The sequence below is a fragment of the Streptomyces sp. NPDC093261 genome (assembly GCF_044753645.1).
Lineage (GTDB): Bacteria > Actinomycetota > Actinomycetes > Streptomycetales > Streptomycetaceae > Streptomyces.
Window position 1 is genome coordinate 43,400 of record NZ_JBIVNO010000001.1, and the last position, 16,175, is coordinate 59,574.

15 protein-coding genes and 1 riboswitch are annotated in these 16,175 nt (G+C 72.0%); of the genes, 8 read left to right on the forward strand and 7 right to left on the reverse strand.

Annotation, left to right across the window (positions count from 1 at the left end; translation table 11 throughout):
* Positions 1–268 precede the first annotated feature (268 nt).
* The 3 genes from ACIP94_RS00235 to ACIP94_RS00245 all read left to right on the forward strand — a co-directional run bounded on the left by ACIP94_RS00235 (position 269) and on the right by ACIP94_RS00245 (position 3,872).
* Positions 269–1,057 (forward strand): SURF1 family protein, encoded by a 789-nt coding sequence (locus tag ACIP94_RS00235; protein WP_402417571.1) that lies wholly within the window; start codon positions 269–271, stop codon positions 1,055–1,057.
* Positions 1,058–1,326: 269 nt separating this feature from the next.
* Positions 1,327–3,111: a glycoside hydrolase family 15 protein gene (locus ACIP94_RS00240; protein WP_402417573.1), complete on the forward strand. Its 1,785-nt coding sequence runs from the start codon at positions 1,327–1,329 to the stop codon at positions 3,109–3,111.
* A 5-nt stretch (positions 3,112–3,116) separates the two neighbouring features.
* The gene (locus tag ACIP94_RS00245) at positions 3,117–3,872 is read left to right on the forward strand and encodes an SDR family oxidoreductase (protein WP_402417575.1); all 756 of its coding nucleotides are present in this window, start codon (positions 3,117–3,119) and stop codon (positions 3,870–3,872) included.
* A 340-nt stretch (positions 3,873–4,212) separates the two neighbouring features.
* On the opposite strand, the gene ACIP94_RS00250 is transcribed toward ACIP94_RS00245, so the two are convergent.
* The 3 genes from ACIP94_RS00250 to ACIP94_RS00260 all read right to left on the reverse strand — a co-directional run bounded on the left by ACIP94_RS00250 (position 4,213) and on the right by ACIP94_RS00260 (position 7,350).
* Positions 4,213–5,025, reverse strand: coding sequence for an enoyl-CoA hydratase/isomerase family protein (locus ACIP94_RS00250; protein WP_402417577.1), 813 nt, complete (start codon positions 5,023–5,025; stop codon positions 4,213–4,215).
* Between the two features lie 137 nt (positions 5,026–5,162).
* Positions 5,163–5,384 (reverse strand): helix-turn-helix domain-containing protein, encoded by a 222-nt coding sequence (locus ACIP94_RS00255; protein WP_010987827.1) that lies wholly within the window; start codon positions 5,382–5,384, stop codon positions 5,163–5,165.
* A gap of 367 nt (positions 5,385–5,751) precedes the next feature.
* Entirely contained in the window at positions 5,752–7,350 is a 1,599-nt protein-coding gene (locus tag ACIP94_RS00260; RefSeq protein WP_402417579.1) for an ABC-F family ATP-binding cassette domain-containing protein, read from the reverse strand.
* 282 nt (positions 7,351–7,632) lie between these two features.
* Between ACIP94_RS00260 and ACIP94_RS00265 the strand changes: the two genes are divergently transcribed.
* Positions 7,633–8,052, forward strand: a complete 420-nt coding sequence (locus ACIP94_RS00265) for a VOC family protein (protein ID WP_402417581.1) — start codon at positions 7,633–7,635, stop codon at positions 8,050–8,052.
* Positions 8,053–8,059: 7 nt separating this feature from the next.
* On the opposite strand, the gene ACIP94_RS00270 is transcribed toward ACIP94_RS00265, so the two are convergent.
* The 3 genes from ACIP94_RS00270 to ACIP94_RS00280 all read right to left on the reverse strand — a co-directional run bounded on the left by ACIP94_RS00270 (position 8,060) and on the right by ACIP94_RS00280 (position 11,727).
* A complete protein-coding gene (locus ACIP94_RS00270) occupies positions 8,060–9,523 on the reverse strand; it encodes a hypothetical protein (RefSeq protein ID WP_402417583.1) in 1,464 nt (487 codons plus the stop codon).
* A 240-nt stretch (positions 9,524–9,763) separates the two neighbouring features.
* Positions 9,764–10,891 (reverse strand): alpha/beta hydrolase family protein, encoded by a 1,128-nt coding sequence (locus tag ACIP94_RS00275; protein ID WP_402417585.1) that lies wholly within the window; start codon positions 10,889–10,891, stop codon positions 9,764–9,766.
* Between the two features lie 116 nt (positions 10,892–11,007).
* On the reverse strand, positions 11,008–11,727 hold the full coding sequence (locus ACIP94_RS00280; protein WP_402417586.1) for a class II aldolase/adducin family protein: 720 nt from the start codon (positions 11,725–11,727) through the stop codon (positions 11,008–11,010).
* 410 nt (positions 11,728–12,137) lie between these two features.
* On the opposite strand from ACIP94_RS00280, the gene ACIP94_RS00285 reads away from it, so the two are divergent.
* The 4 genes from ACIP94_RS00285 to ACIP94_RS00300 all read left to right on the forward strand — a co-directional run bounded on the left by ACIP94_RS00285 (position 12,138) and on the right by ACIP94_RS00300 (position 15,255).
* Entirely contained in the window at positions 12,138–13,424 is a 1,287-nt protein-coding gene (locus ACIP94_RS00285) for an anion permease (protein WP_402417588.1), read from the forward strand.
* A 15-nt stretch (positions 13,425–13,439) separates the two neighbouring features.
* Positions 13,440–13,649 (forward strand): hypothetical protein, encoded by a 210-nt coding sequence (locus ACIP94_RS00290; RefSeq protein WP_402417590.1) that lies wholly within the window; start codon positions 13,440–13,442, stop codon positions 13,647–13,649.
* Between the two features lie 254 nt (positions 13,650–13,903).
* Positions 13,904–14,761, forward strand: a complete 858-nt coding sequence (locus ACIP94_RS00295; RefSeq protein ID WP_402417591.1) for a helix-turn-helix domain-containing protein — start codon at positions 13,904–13,906, stop codon at positions 14,759–14,761.
* 44 nt (positions 14,762–14,805) lie between these two features.
* Complete coding sequence (locus tag ACIP94_RS00300) at positions 14,806–15,255, forward strand: hypothetical protein (RefSeq protein ID WP_402417593.1); 450 nt, start codon at positions 14,806–14,808, stop codon at positions 15,253–15,255.
* A 268-nt stretch (positions 15,256–15,523) separates the two neighbouring features.
* Here ACIP94_RS00300 and ACIP94_RS00305 read toward each other — a convergent pair whose 3' ends face one another.
* On the reverse strand, positions 15,524–15,733 hold the full coding sequence (locus ACIP94_RS00305) for a DUF397 domain-containing protein (protein WP_402417595.1): 210 nt from the start codon (positions 15,731–15,733) through the stop codon (positions 15,524–15,526).
* A 348-nt stretch (positions 15,734–16,081) separates the two neighbouring features.
* Positions 16,082–16,157: riboswitch (cobalamin riboswitch) on the forward strand.
* Positions 16,158–16,175 lie beyond the last annotated feature (18 nt).

Genomic DNA, 16,175 nt, shown 5'->3' on the forward strand with positions numbered 1-16,175 from the left:
CTTCCCCCTTCCTTCTCGGAGTCCTCGGGCGGCTCCTGAGCCTCCTCCTCGGCAGGCCCCCTGGGGTGGGGTGGTGTCTTTCTTGCTCTCTGTCTTTCTCCCTATGGGAGAGCCGCCGACGGCCCGACCAGTCGCCTCACCGACCGTCGACATGTGGTCAGTCGGAGAGGCCTCAGACTCCGGGGTGTCCGTGACGATCGTGAGGGTGACCCCGGGTCTGAGACACCCCCGTGACGGCACCCCACGTCCCGAGATGTACGGTCGTGGGGTGTACCGCTTCCTGTTGTCCCGGCAATGGGTGATCCTCACCCTTGTCGCCATCGCGCTCATCCCGACGATGATCGACCTGGGCTTCTGGCAGCTGCACCGCCATGAGCACAAGGTCGCGCTGAACAAGGTGATCGCCGACTCGCTGGCGGCGACGCCGGTCCCCGCCGAATCGCTGACCTCGCCCGGGGCGAAGATCGCGCACGACGACCTGTACCGGCGGGTGACGGCCAAGGGAGCCTTCGACCCCGCCCACGAGGTGGTGGTGCGCCGCCGCACCAACTCCGACGGCGAGGTCGGCTACCACGTCCTGACCCCCTTCGTCCTGGACGACGGGAAGGTCCTTATGGTCAACCGGGGCTGGATCCCGGCGAACGGCGCGCAGACCGCCTTCCCCAGGATCCCCGCGCCCGCGCAGGGCGAGATCACCGTCACCGGCCGGCTGATGCCGGACGAGACGACGGCGGAGAGCGGCATCAAGAACGTACAGGGGCTGCCGGACCGCCAGGTCATGCTGATCAGCAGCGGGCAGCAGGCACAGCGTCTGGGCAAGCAGGTCCTCGGCGGCTACATAGAGCTGACCTCACCCGCTCCGCAGGGCGGCAGCCCCGAGCTGCTGCCCGACCCCGAGCACAGCGACATCGGCCCGCACATGGCCTACGCCATCCAGTGGTGGCTGTTCTCGGCGGGCGTCCCCTTCGGCTGGTTCGTCCTCGCCCGCCGGGAGGCCCGCGAACGCGCCGAGGCGGTGAAGGAACCGACGGAGGAACCGGCACCGGCCACGGCCTGACCGCCGCACCGGCCACGACACGACGAGCCACCGGCCGGGCCGGCCGATGGCTCGGCTCATACCGGCCGAACGGTTCGGCTCATACCGGCCGGTGGTCCGACTCCCGCCGGCCGATGGCTCGGCTCATACCGGCCGACGCTCCGACTCCCGCCGGCCGATGGATGATATGCGGCGTATGTGTCCGATGTCGGCCCGGAGGTGATAGGCCGACCGGACCACCGGCGCGGCCAGGCTGATTTGACGCGTGGTGTGCCGGGAACCCGCACCCCGTGCACCCCCGGATCGAGGACTACGCGCTCATCGGCGACGAGCAGACCGCCGCCCTGGTCGGCCGCGACGGCTCCGTCGACTGGCTGTGTCTGCCGCGCTTCGACTCGCCCGCCTGTTTCGCCAGACTGCTCGGCGACGAGGAGAACGGCCACTGGACCATCGCCCCCGAGGGCGGCGGCCCCTGTACCCGCCGCTCCTATCGCCACGACACCCTCGTCCTCGACTCGGAGTGGGACACCCCCGACGGCACGGTCCGCCTCACCGACTTCATGCCCGCACGCGACCGCGCCCCCGACCTCGTCCGAGTGATCGAGGGCCTCGAGGGCCGCGTCACCCTGCGCGGCCGGCTCCGGCTGCGCTTCGACTACGGATCGATCGTGCCATGGATGCGCCGCACCGACGGCGACCGCCTGGCCATCGCGGGACCCGACGCGGTGTGGCTGCGCAGCCACCCGGCGGTGCGCACCTGGGGCCAGGACTTCGCCACCCACTCCGAGTTCACCGTCGCCAAGGGCGAGAAGGTCGCCTTCGTCCTCACCTGGCACCCCTCGCACCACCCCCGCCCCCCGCTCATCGACCCGTACGAGGCGCTGGAGAGCAGCGTCGACGACTGGCGCGCCTGGTCGGCCCGCTGCCGTTACCGGGGCCCCCACCGGGACACCGTGGTCCGCTCCCTGATCACCCTCAAGGCCCTCACCCACGCACCGACCGGCGGTATCGTGGCCGCCCCCACCACCTCGCTGCCGGAGTCGCCGGGCGGCGTCCGCAACTGGGACTACCGCTACAGCTGGCTGCGTGACTCGACGCTCACCCTGGAGGCACTGCTGGCGGCCGGCTACCACGAGGAGGCCGAGGCGTGGCGTGACTGGCTGCTGCGCGCGGTGGCCGGCGATCCGGCGGATCTCCAGATCATGTACGGGCTGTCGGGCGAGCGGCGGATGCCCGAGTACGAGCTGCCGTGGCTGACGGGCTTCCAGGGTTCGGCGCCGGTCCGGGTCGGCAATGACGCGGTGAAGCAGCTCCAGCTGGATGTCTACGGCGAGGTCATCGACTCCCTCTCGCTGGCGCGGAGAGCGGGCCTGCCGGTCAGGCCGCACATGTGGCGGGTGCAGTGCGCGCTGATGGACTTTCTGCGCACGACCTGGCGTGAGCCGGACGCGGGGCTGTGGGAGGTGCGCGGCAAGCGCCGCCACTTCGTGTACTCGAAGGTGATGGCCTGGGTGGCCGCCGACCGGGCCGTTCGCGCGCTGGAGTCCGATCCCGGGCTCGACGGCGATCTGGACGGCTGGCGGGCCATGCGGGACGAGGTGCACGAGGACGTGTGCGCGCGCGGTTACGACCCCGAGCGCAACACGTTCACGCAGTACTACGGCTCACGCGCGCTCGACGCCTCGCTGCTGCTGCTCCCGCGCGTGGGCTTCCTGCCCCCCGACGACCCCCGGATCATCGGCACCATCGACGCGGTGCGCTCGGAGCTGGCGGCCGACGGCTTCCTGCGCCGGTACAGCACGGACGACTCCGATGTGGACCCGTTGCCCGGCGGCGAGGGCGCCTTCATCGTCTGCTCGTTCTGGCTGGCGCAGGCCCTGCACCAGGCGGGCCGCACCGCCGAGGCCCGCGAGCTGTTCGACCGGCTGGTGGGACTCTGCAACGACGTCGGTCTGCTCGCCGAGGAGTACGACCCGGTGGCCGGCCGGCAGCTCGGGAACTTCCCGCAGGCTTTCAGCCACCTCGGTCTGGTGGGGACCGCCCTCGCCCTCTACGGGGACCGGACGGCAGGATAGGGGCCATGGATCTTGGACTGAAGGACCGGGTGTACGTCGTCACCGGTGGCACCCGCGGACTGGGCAACGCTGCGGCACGGGAACTCGTCGCCGACGGGGCGAAGGTGGTCGTCACGGGCCGTGACGAGCAGCGGGCCGCCGAGGCGGCGGCCGAGCTGGGTGCGAACGCGGTGGGGGTGGCCGTCGACAACGCCGACCCTGCGGCGCCCGCCCGGCTGATCTCCGCCGCGCGCGAGCACTTCGGCGGCTTCGACGGCATCCTCATCAGCGTCGGCGGGCCGCCGCCCGGCTATCTCGCCGACAACACGGACGAGCAGTGGACCGCCGCCTTCGAGTCGGTGTTCCTGGGCGCGGTACGGCTGGCCCGCGCGGCCGCGGAGGAGCTGGCCGAGGGCGGTGTCATCGGATTCGTGCTCTCCGGTTCCGTGCACGAGCCGATCCCGGGCCTGACCATCTCCAACGGTCTGCGCCCCGGGCTCGCGGGCTTCGCCAAGTCGATCGCGGACGAGCTGGGCCCGCGGGGCATCCGTGCCGTCGCCCTGCTCCCGGCCCGGATCGACACCGACCGGGTGCGTGAGCTGGACTCGCTCTCCGCGGACCCGGAGGCAACGCGTGCGGCCAACGAGGCCCGGATCCCGCTGCGCCGCTACGGCTCCCCGCAGGAGTTCGGCCGTGCCGCCGCGTTCCTGCTGTCACCGGCGGCGTCGTATCTGACGGGCATCATGCTTCCGGTGGACGGCGGCTTCCGGCACGGCTTCTGAGGCTGAGCGCGACCCACCGCGCCGAGGACGCGAAGCACCCCTGAACAGCGCGACCCGCCACGCCGGGCACGCGCACCGCCTCTGAACAACACGATCCGCCTCAGCAGCGCGACCCGCCGCCGGGCGCCGCGACCGTCGGCGGGTATGCGGAGTGCTGCCACCGGGCACCGGCCCGCCGACGGGCCCGCGGACCGCTGCCGCCGGACATCGCCACGCGCCGCCCTGCCGCGCCGGTCCGGGCGCTCCTGACCGGCCGGCGCGCTCGGGACGGCACCCCGCGTCCGCCCGCCGCGTCGACCGGTCCGGTCGGCGGGCGGGCAGGCGCAGCGGCTGCCGTGCCTCAGTCGCCGCTGCCGGCCAGGTCCCGCAGGCGTCGAGCCTGCGCGGCGCGCTCGGCGGCGCGCTGCTCCTCGTAGGACCGCTCCTGCGCCCCGCGCAGCAGGGCCTTGGTCTCGATGACCGCGTTCCGGTCCGGCGCGAGCAGGGCGGACGCCAGGTCCCGTACGGTGCCGTCGAGTTCCTCCCGCGGCACGGAGATGTTCGCGAGCCCGCTGGCCACGGCCTCATCGGCCAGGACGAAGCGGCCCGTCACGCAGATCTCCAGCGCGCGGGCGTACCCGACCAGGCTCACCAGCGGATGCGTGCCGGTGAGGTCCGGGACGAGGCCCAGGCTGGTCTCGCGCATGGCGAACTGCACATCGTCCGCGACGACACGCAGGTCACAGGCGAGCGCGAGCTGGAACCCCGCGCCGATGGCGTGTCCCTGCACGGCGGCGATGGACACGAGGTCATTGCGCCGCCACCAGGTGAACGCCTCCTGGAATCCGGCGATGGCCGCGTCCAGCTCGGCGTCGCTGCTGCGCGCCAGGTCGATGAAGGTCGGTTCGCCGGCGATCCCCTCGGGCGTGAACATCTGGCGGTCCAGCCCCGCCGAGAACGACTTGCCCTCGCCGCGCAGCACCACCACGCGGACAGAGCCGGGCAGCACGCGTCCGGCTTCCGCCAGCGCCCGCCACAGAGCGGGGCTCTGCACGTTGCGCTTGTCGGGGTTGGTCAGCGTCACCGTGGCGATGGTGCCGTCGACGGTGAGCCGTACGCCGTCCTTGTCGAGTACCGGCCCGTCCTTGTCGAATTCCGGGTCGAGCGAAACCATGCGGCGCCTCCGATGGGTGCGGTCAGGAGCGGATGCCGTACGAGGACATCACACCCGTAAGTGACTGCACAGTAACCACCCGGCCGGTCACCCGACCGACCGGGTGGCCACCGTCGAAGCCGATGAGCCGCCCGGCGTCAGGCCGTCGTGGCCTTCTTGCCCCGTGTCGCCCCGCCACGCCCTCGCAGCGTGACGCCCGACTCGCTGAGCATCCGGTGAACGAAGCCATACGAGCGGCCGGTCTCCTCGGCCAGCGCCCGGATGCTCGCACCGGAGTCGTACTTCTTCTTCAGGTCTGCCGCGAGCTTGTCGCGCGCGGCGCCGGTCACCCGGCTGCCCTTCTTCAGAGTCTCGGCCACCCGTGCCTCCTCATGGGAAGTGCGCTCTGGTCTCCTCATGATCACCCCTCGGGGGCGTGATGGCCACCCATTCGGCAAGGTCTGTGCCACAAGGTTGTGACGACAGGAGCGCATCCCCACGAGTGGAATCAGGTGTTCCGCCCTGTCGTGTCCGTACGCCCGAACGGGTTCATCCGGGAACCACCAGGTCAGCGACACGCCACGGCCGAGTCCTTGGAACGAAAGGACTCGGCCGTCAATTGCGTGTAGGACACACCCCGGTACGAGGAGATCTCACACAGATGATGGATCACGGATGGGCCGAATGATCCATACGCAGTGGATCACCCGTGCGGTCAACCGGTGCCGACCCCACGGGCGCGGGGCGTCAGGCGAGGGTGACGAGGTCGGCGTAGCCGGCGCCCCACAGGTCCTCGACGCCGTCGGGCAGCAGGATGATCCGCTCCGGCTGGAGCGCCTCGACCGCGCCCTCGTCGTGGGTGACCAGGACCACGGCGCCCTTGTAGGTGCGCAGCGCGCCGAGGATCTCCTCGCGGCTGGCCGGGTCGAGGTTGTTGGTGGGCTCGTCGAGCAGCAGCACGTTCGCCGACGACACCACGAGGGTGGCGAGGGCGAGGCGGGTCTTCTCGCCGCCGGAGAGCACACCGGCCGGCTTGTCGACGTCGTCGCCGGAGAACAGGAAGGAACCGAGCACCTTGCGGACCTCGACGAGATCCATGTCGGGGGCGGCGGAGCGCATGTTCTCCAGAACCGTGCGGTCCGCGTCCAGGGTCTCGTGCTCCTGGGCGTAGTAGCCGAGCTTGAGCCCGTGACCGGGGACGACGGCACCGGTGTCCGGCTGCTCCACCCCCGCGAGCAGGCGCAGCAGGGTGGTCTTGCCGGCGCCGTTGAGGCCGAGGATGACGACCCGGGAGCCCTTGTCGATGGCCAGGTCGACGTCGGTGAAGATCTCCAGTGAGCCGTACGACTTCGACAGGCCCTCGGCCATCAGCGGGGTCTTGCCGCAGGGCGCGGGCTCCGGGAAGCGGAGCTTGGCGACCTTGTCGGACTGGCGGACGGCCTCCAGGCCGGCCAGCAGCTTGTCCGCGCGGCGGGCCATGTTCTGCGCGGCGACCGTCTTGGTGGCCTTGGCGCGCATCTTGTCCGCCTGTGCGTTCAGCGCGGCCGCCTTCTTCTCGGCGTTCTGCCGCTCGCGCCTGCGGCGCTTCTCGTCGGCCTCGCGCTGCTGCTGGTAGAGCCTCCAGCCCATGTTGTAGACGTCGATCGCGGAGCGGTTGGCGTCCAGGTAGAACACCTTGTTGACGACCGTGTCGACCAGGTCCACGTCGTGCGAGATCACGATGAAGCCGCCGCGGTAGGTCTTCAGGTAGTCGCGCAGCCAGACGATCGAGTCGGCGTCGAGGTGGTTGGTCGGCTCGTCGAGCAGCAGGGTGTCCGCGTCGGAGAACAGGATGCGGGCAAGCTCGATACGGCGGCGCTGGCCGCCGGAGAGCGTGTGCAGGGGCTGGCCGAGCACACGGTCGGGCAGATTGAGCGCGGCGGCGATGGTGGCGGCCTCGGCCTCGGCGGCGTACCCGCCCTTGGTGAGGAACTCGGTCTCCTGGCGCTCGTACTGCTTCATCGCCTTGTCGCGCGTGGAGCCCTTGCCGGTGGCGATGCGCTGCTCGTTCTCGCGCATCTTGCGGATCAGCACGTCGAGACCGCGTGCGGAGAGGATGCGGTCACGGGCGAGGACGTCGAGGTCGCCGGTGCGCGGGTCCTGCGGCAGATAGCCGACCTCGCCGGAGCGGGTGACGGTGCCCGCGGCGGGGATGCCCTCGCCGGCGAGGACCTTGGTGAGGGTGGTCTTGCCCGCGCCGTTGCGGCCGACCAGGCCGATGCGGTCGCCCTTGGCGACGCGGAAGCTGGCGTTCTCGATGAGGATGCGGGCACCGGCGCGCAGCTCGATACCGGAGGCGGAGATCACGGACAGACTCCAGGGCTGGGAATCCCCCTGCTCGCAGCGCGGGGGCGGGTGGCGGGACGGACGGCTGAGGACGTTCCCGCCGTCTAATGCGCGAGGAGAATGGCCATGGGCCCCAGTCTAACGGTGGCGTGCAAGGGCTTTTTCGGTACGCGGTCGTTCGGCACTGTGATGCTCATTGCTGTCCGGGACCGGAGCGCCGGCCCGCGGGGCGCTGTCGGCGGCCGATGCCAGACTGGGTGACGGGCCGGGTCTCCGGCCGGGACTGCGGGAGGGGTGAGCGGGATGGCGGGCATGGACGGCAGGCGTCCGAGCATCTACCCGACGCTGCTGTACGCGGACGCCAAGGCGGCGATCAGACAGCTCACGGAGGCGTTCGGCTTCACGGAGCTGTCGGTCTACGAGAGCGACGAAGAGGGCGGCTCGGTGCTGCACGCCGAGCTGGTGCAGGGCAACGGCGCGGTGATGCTCGGCTCGAAGGGCCGCGGCGGCCCCTTCGACGAGGCCATGCAGGGCGCGGGCCCGTGCGCGGTGTACGTCGTCGTGGACGACGTCGACGCCCACCACCAGCGGGCCGCGGAGCACGGCGCGGAGATCCTGATGCCCCCGACGGACCAGGAGTACGGCGCACGGGAGTACATGGCCCGTGACGCCGAGGGCAACATCTGGAGTTTCGGCACCTACGTCCCCGAGACGACCGTCTGAGCGGCGGTCAGCTGCCTCCGGTGTGCACCTGGAACGCGGCGCGGCGCACGGCCTTGGCGAGCGCCGGGTCCGGGTGCGCGGCGGCGAGCGCGACCAGGACCTGCACGGTGCGGGGGTGCCCGACCGCGCGGACCTCGTCGAGGAGCGCGGGCACGGTGGGCTGCACCGCGGATTCCAGGTGGCGCACCAGGAGCGGCGCCTCGCCGTGGTCGGCGACGGCCGCGGCGGTGTCGACCCACAGCCAGGTGGCCTCCTCCCGGGTGAGCACCTCATGGGCGTCCTCCGGGTCGGTGCCCTCCTGCTCGGCGAGCCAGATCAGGGCGTAGGGGCGCAGCGCGGTCTCCTCGGCGGCGGCGCGCACATCGGGTTCGGCGGGCGCCCCGACCACGCGCAGCGCCTCGAAGGCCAGGCCGCGCAGGAGGGCGTCCTCGCCGCGGGCGGCGTCCAGGAGCTCGGTGACGGCGCTGCCGACGGGGCGGGCGGCAAGCCAGGCGCGGTACTCGGCGCGGGCCGCGTTCGGCCGGAGCCCGGCGCAGCCGCGCAGCATGTCCTCCGCGTTCTGCTCGATGTTCCCGGCGGGGCTCTGCGCGGCGACGCAGATCTGCTCCAGCTTGACCCAGACCGCCCAGCTGCCGAGCGGTGTCAGGGTGGCCTGCCCGTCGGCACAGGTGAGGGCACCGACGGAGGCGAGCGCGTCGAGGGCCCAGTCGAGCAGAGGGGCGAGGGGGGTGTCCTCGACCGGCTCCTCGCCGGGGTACTGGCCCGGTGCCGTCCGGGGGCCCGCGGGGGTGGCGCGGAGCTGTGCCTCGTAGGGGTGCGGGGCGACGGGCGGGACGTAGTGGATCTCGCACCGTTCGGTGCGCAGCTCGGTGACCCGCTGTTCGAGGAGGTCGAGGAGCTGCTCGACGGGGACGGGCCCGGCGGACAGCTGGAGGAAGGAGAGCACCTGCGGCATGGCCGAGACGACCTCGGCGACGGCGGCGTGCTCGCGGTCCGCGGGCTCGGGGTAGGCGAGCGACCAGGCGTCGAAAAGGGCGACCCAGCCGCGCAGGACCGCCGAGTCGTCACGGTTCCAGGCGCGCAGCCGCCAGCCGGGGCGGGCGATGTCGCCGTGCACCTCGACCAGGCCGGCCAGGCGCGCGGTGTCCCAGTCGGCACGCACCTGAGCGACGCTCAGGCCGAGGTCGGCGGCGGCCCGTTCGGCGGTCGTGTCGGAGAGGGTGCCCTTGCCGTCGGAGGTCGCGACGTCACGGCCCGGCCCGAGCGAGCGGTCGGCCCAGCGGGCGACACGGGCCGCGCCGGCCAGGCCGGCACGGGCCATTCCGGCCAGCTCCGCGGGCGGGGGCGTGCCCTCGGGGGGCCGGGGGGCGGGGCGGCGCGAGCGGCCCTGGGCCACCGCTCGGGGAGCGGCGGCCAGAGGCCGCGGGCGGACGAGTCGGAGCCTGGAGTCGCGCGGGGTACGGGACGTCACAGGGGCAGTCTTCCGGTTGACGGTCCGAAAACCCAAACGGAATGTCACAGGGGGCGACAGGGCTGGCCAACGCGTTGGGTCCGAAAGCGGGTGTGACGGGGCTGGGGCCCCTAGGGCAGAGCTAAGCGGAAGGGCCCCGGCGGGGCAGGGCGCGGTGCCGCCGCGGGGCGGGGCCGGGGAGCACGCGTGGGCCGTGCGCGGCGGCGGTGGGGGCGGGCCTGCACGGCGATGGTCGCGGGCTCACATCAGCGGGGTCAGGAAGCGCCGCAGGGCCTCTTCGTAGGCCTTGGGGTTCGCGTTCCACATCGCGCCGTGCGGGGCGTCCCGCACGGTGTGCAGGGTCACGAGGTCCGAGCGGCGTTCCGCGAGACGGCGGGAGGGCGCCCAGGGCGCGACGGCGTCGTCGGGACCGTGGAAGACGAGGGTCGGCACCGTGAGCTGGGGCGGGCCCACGGGCCCGTGAACGTGGTCGCCGGGCAGACCGGTGCGGCCCTGGGCGGCGCGGACGGCCAGCGGCAGCAGGGCGCCCGGGGTGCGGCGGGCCACGGCGAGGGCACGCAGCGTGGCCTCCCAGTTGAGCACCGGCGAGTCCAGAACCAGCCCGGAGATCCGCTCGCGCAGCCCGGAGTACGCGGCGGCACGCAGGGCCATGGTGGCGCCGGTGGACCAGCCGTGCAGCACGACCCGCTCGGCGCCGTGGCCCACGGCATGGCGGATGGCGGCCTCCACGTCCCGCCACTCGGTCTCGCCGAGGTGGTTCAGGCCGTCCAGGGGGCGCGGTGCCCCGGGGTCGCCGCGGTAGGCGAGGTCGAGCACCGGGAACTGGAGCCGGTGGAGGAACTCCATGACGTTCATCGGGTGTTCCCGGGTGGTGCCGAGCCCGTGCACGGTGATCACCCAGGTGTCGCGGACGCCGGGCACGAACCAGGCGGGCAGTGCCCCGAGTTCGCCGGGCACCTCGACGTCGGCGTGGTCGAGACCGAGGGCGGCGCCCGGGTCGCCGATGTACAGGTTCGGGGTGAGCCACGCCCGGTCGCCGGGCTCCAGCGTGCCCTTGATCACACGTTCGAGACGGCGTACGACGGTGTCGGCGGAGTGGGCGGCGGTGTTCAGCACCGGCCCGACGACGGCGTGGGAGCCGTCACCGGACAGGCCGTAGACGCCGGGGCGCTGGGAGGCCAGGTCGCGGGTGAGCGTGATCCGGCCGGCCGCTGTGGAGTGCACGGTGAGCCGGGGTTCGGTGGGCAGCGGGCGGCCCGGTGGCGCCTTGAGCGCGGCGTTGCTGGCGAAGCGGCCGGCGGCTACGCCGGCAGCACCCGCGGCGATGGCTACGGTGACGGCTGCGGCCGCCGCTTTCACAGTGCGCACTGGTCCAGTCTCCCGTCGGAGGTCGCCCCCGGCCAGCCGGAGGACCGCACGGGCGCCGTGCGGGGTGTGCCGCCCCGCGGCGCGGTAGCGGCCCTCCCGGTCGCCGCCCTACCTGCTTACTGCTGCCCGTACCCCCGCAATCGCTCCTCAGCCTCCGCGAGCTGTGCGCGGGTGAGGAGGGCCGGGGTGAGTCCCGGCACCGACGACGCCGTCAGCCACACCCGGCACATCCACTCCAGCTGTGCCGTGCGGTCGTACGCCTGGGCGAGCGAGGACCCGTAGGCGATCGTGCCGTGGTTGCGCAGGAGGCACGCGGTGCGGTCCGCCAGGGCGCCGAGCATGTTCGCGGCCAGTTCCTCGGTGCCGTAGGTCGCGTAGGGGGCGACCCGGACCGCGCCGCCGAGCGCTCCCGCCATGTAGTGGATCAGCGGCAGCTCCGCTACCAGCGTGGAGACGGCCGTCGCGTGCACGGCGTGCGTGTGGACGACGGCCCGCGCGGCGGTGGCGCGGTAGACGGCGAGGTGCATCGGCAGCTCGCTCGTCGGCCGCAGGGAGCCGAGCACCTGCCGGCCGTCGAGACCGACCCCGACGACATCGCCGGGCGCCAGGCGCTCGTACGGCACTCCGGTGGGTGTGACCAGCACGGTGTCGCCGACGCGTACGGAGACGTTGCCGGAGGTGCCGACGACCAGTCCGTCGGCCACGGTCCGGCGGGCCGTCGCCATCAGCTCCTCCCAGGCGCGCGCCACCTCGTCCCCCGGCTCCGGCACCACCGCCCCCGCTCCCCCGCGTCCGTCCTCCCGCGCGTCCCGCGCGTCGCGTCGCTGCTCTGCCATGCCGCGATCCTTCCAGGAGGGCGTCGGGCGCGCCGGTGACCGGGCGGACCACGGGCGGAAGACAGTACGACACTCTGGGCAAATCGCCCAAAAGGATCTGAAACTCAATAAGCCACCCAAATGCCTACGTAACCTCTCTCTCGGCCGCAACAACCCGCGAAGTGACCGAAATCTCTTCGGCAGCCCCCGAATTCACCCGAGGATGCCCACCCGAGAGCCACCGGATGGCCACCAAGGCTTCCGGAAGCGGAAATTCCGGCTTTGTTCGAGAACGTGACCGGCATCACCCCATCCAAACGAAGGGTCGACACGCCGGTTGATACACCCTCAGGCATCCTCTAGTTCATCTTCTGTTCACTCAGATTGCCTAGGGTTAACCAGCCACTGACCTCCCACAGAAGCCTGGGTAAATGGAACACATCACGCTCCTCCTCGGAATCGTGATCGTCACCGCTCTCGCGTTCGATTTCACGAACGGTTTCCACGACACTGCCAACGCGATGGCGACCACCATCTCGACCGGCGCCCTGAGGCCCAAGGCGGCGGTGGCGATGTCCGCCGCGCTGAACCTCGTCGGCGCCTTCCTCTCCGTCGAGGTCGCCAAGACGATCTCCGGCGGCATCATCAACGAACAGGGCATACGCGTCGAAGTCATCTTCGCGGCCCTGGTGGGCGCCATCCTCTGGAACCTGCTGACCTGGCTTCTCGGTCTGCCCTCCAGCTCCTCCCACGCTCTCTTCGGAGGTCTGATCGGCGCGGCCGTCTCCTCGGCGGGCTGGTCCGCGGTCAACGGCTCGACCATCGTCACCAAGGTCCTGCTCCCCGCGGTCGCCGCACCCATCGTGGCGGGCCTCGCCTCGATGCTGGCGACGCGCCTGTCGTACGTCATCGGCAGCCGCGCCGACCAGAAGGCGACCGCGAAGGGCTACCGCGCCGGCTCGATCGCCTCGGCCGGTCTGGTCTCCCTGGCGCACGGCACCAACGACGCCCAGAAGACGATGGGTGTCATCACCCTCGCGCTCGTCACCGGCGGTGTCATCGCCCCCGGCTCGAACCCTCCCACCTGGGTCATCGTCTCCGCCGGCCTCGCCATCGCGCTCGGCACCTACCTGGGCGGCTGGCGCATCGTCCGCACCCTCGGCAAGGGCCTGACCGACCTGGCGCCGCAGCAGGGCTTCGCCGCCCAGACCAGCGCGGCGACCGCGATCCTCGCCTCCTCGCACATCGGCTTCTCGCTCTCCACCACCCAGGTCTGCTCGGGCGCCGTCATGGGCTCCGGCCTCGGCCGCAAGGGCGGTGTGGTGCGCTGGTCCACCGCGACCCGGATGCTGGTCGCCTGGGTCATGACGCTGCCGGCCGCCGGCCTGGTCGGCGCGGGCGCCGAAATGCTCACCAAGCAGGGCACCTGGGGCACGGTCGCCACCGGTGTGCTGCTGCTCGCCGGCGCCGGGGTCATCTGGTCCCTGTCCCGCCGCACGCGGGTCACGGTCGACAACGTCAACGACGTCGAGACGGAGCCCGCGGACGTCGTCACGACGGCCATCGCCGCGGTGGCCCCGCCGCCGGCCGGCCAGCTCACGACGGAGGACACCGCGGCGGTCCCGGCCGCCGACCCGACCAGCCCGAAGATCACCATCCCGGCCCAGTCCACCGGCCCTGCCACGGAGGCGGAGCCGACCCGCCCCGCGACGGTTTAAGGAAGCACACCCCTCATGAAGATCGACTGGGCAGCACTCGGCTCCGTCTTCGGCGTCAGCCTCGTGGTCACCGTGGCCCTGGTGAGCCTGTTCACCCTGGGCGTCGCGGGCCTCACGAAGAAGGAGTCCCCCCGGGGCGGCGCCCTCGCGGCCACCGGCGCGTACGCCTGCTTCGCGGCGTGCGCGGCGGCGGTGGCGTACGGGATCTATCTGATCGTCGCCTGACCCCCGTACCACGCGCCCGGCCCGCCGGGCCCCCTCACGTCAAGCCCCGCAGTGATCTCACTGCGGGGCTTGGTCTTTGGTGGGCGATATACCGGTTTGCTACGTTCTACACCGCATCACGACCACGTCGAAAAGACAGGTGGCAGCACGCAGGTGTCTGGCCGCCCACGCCCAACTCACCTACTCTAGGGGGCGAGTTGCTGCTCGACGTCGGCCGCCCGACCAGTCGAAGACGACGTGTAGCAGGGAGCGACATGGCCAGGGACATCGATCCGAGCCTGAACCGACGCAGGCTCCGCATCGAACTGCGCAAGGCGCGTGAGGGAGCCGGTCTCACCCAGCGGGAGGCGGCCGACGCACTGGAGTGGTCCCTGTCCAAGCTGATCCGGCTGGAGGCCGGGACGGTGAGCCTGAGCGTCACCGATCTGCGCGCGCTGCTCCAGCTGTACCACGTGACCGACGCCGAACTGGTGGCCGAACTCGAGGAGGCCGCCCGCGGGTCGAAGGGACCGTCCTGGTGGGCGCCGTACAACGACATGGTGCGGCCGCAGTTCGCCCAGTACCTGGGGTACGAGAGCGCCGCGACCTCGATCCGCTTCTACCACCCCTCCGTCATCTGCTCGCTGCTCCAGATCGAGGACTACACCCTGGCCCAGCTCGCGCCCCGCGAGAACGGGGAGCTGGCCCGTCGCTCGGCTGAGCTGCGCACGACACGGCAGGAACGGATCTTCGACGGGGACAACGGCCCGGACGTGCACATCGTCCTGGACGAGGCGGTCGTCCGGCGGGTCATCGGCGGGCCGGGGGTGATGCGCCGGCAGCTGGAACATCTCAAGACGATGTCCCGGCATCCGCGGGTCAGCCTGCGTCTGCTGCCGTTCACGGCCGGCGCGCACTTCAGCATGGGCGCGTCCTTCACCCTGCTCGGCTTCACGGACGGCGACGACCTGCTCTATCTCGAAGGCGCCACCGGCAGCGTGGCCAACCGTGACGACCTCGGCCTCACGGCCCGCTACCAGGAGTGCTTCGAGGACATCAGCACCAAGGCGTACGAGGGCGACCGGATGATCGAGCTGATCGACACGGTCCAGGAGAGTCTCGGCAACGGCTGAAGCCCGGGAGGGACGGCCCGGGCGGACAACGGGGAGGAAGGCCCATGGCGGTCCTCGGGTTCCTTGACTGGTACAGGAGGCTGCGCGCGTTCCGCTTCCCGGCGGCGGGGGACCCGCCCGGCTCCCCCATGGGGTCCGCCGTCCCGGCCGAGGCGGTGCCCCTCCCGGACGACGGGGACTCCCCCGGCGAGGGCGGCATACGCCCGCCCGCGACCCGTCTGCTGCTGGGCACGGCGTGCGGCAGCGCGCTGCTGCTGAGCATCGCCCTGTCGGCCCGGGTGGCGCCCCGGCTCGTCCCGGACACCCTGACGCCCCTGACCGAGACGGTGCTGGGAGCGCTCGGCGCGGCCGTCGTCACCGCCCTCGCCGCGCGGGTCGGCCGGGCGCTGCGCGGCCGCTCGGCGGCGGCGCGCGTCCCGGAGGTCAGCGGGTCCCCGAGCCCCTCGGACGAACCGTCGCCGCAGCCCGGCCGAGAACATGGAGACGTTCCGTGACCGGGGTGAGTCCCCACCACAGACCGGCGCAGGCCGCCGCGACGATCGTCACCACCAGCCAGACGAGCGCCCGTGCCGTGGATCCCGGCACAAGAAGTGCGGCGAGCGCGCCGGCGCCCACCGCGAACACCCCCGTGGTCAGGGAGAAGAGTGCCAGCGGGGCCGCCGCCGACAGTGCGGATCGCGGGGTGCGGAAGCCTCCCGCACGCGCCGGGACTTCCCTGGCACCGTCCCCCATACGGGCTCCTCCCGTGCTCTGGACTGACCTTCAGAAAGCGTCCACCGCGGGGTCCTCGAGTCCAGCCAGCAAACCACACCACGCGGTACGGCGAAAGACGAGCACCGGGCCGGTGTGCCATTTCGAGTCACGCACCAGTATGTGCGCCCCCTCGACGGCCACTTCGACACAGTCGGTGTTGTCGCCCCCCGAATGACTGCTCTTCCACCACACACGCCCCGACGTCACCCTGTCGACCACACCGACCTCCGTCTCACCAGTCAGCGCACCGACCCGGCGTCCTCACAGCGACGCCCCCGAGCGCCGTGTCCCACCGCTGCCGGGGCAGCAGAGGCCGGCCACACCAGGGTCGTCTCCCCGCAACGAATCACCCAATGCCGCGCTCGTCGGCGCTCTCCGCGTTCGTACTGCCGTCGCGTGGAGTCTTCCCAGCTTCCCCGCCCGGAAAGAGAACAGAGCGCGCCGATTCGTGCGACTGACGACATTTCAGCGATGTGGGGCTCGGCACACCGCTGCATCGCAGGTCAAGAGCAAGTTGACGGGTGTTCGGGGAGCGTGGTGGACTGCCGGGGCCAATACGGCGGCAGGAGAGGAAGCCGGTGCGATTCCGGCGCGGTCCCGCCACTGTCACCGGGGCATCACACGCCCCGGGAGCCAGGAACTCTCACCGCCGGTCTCGTCG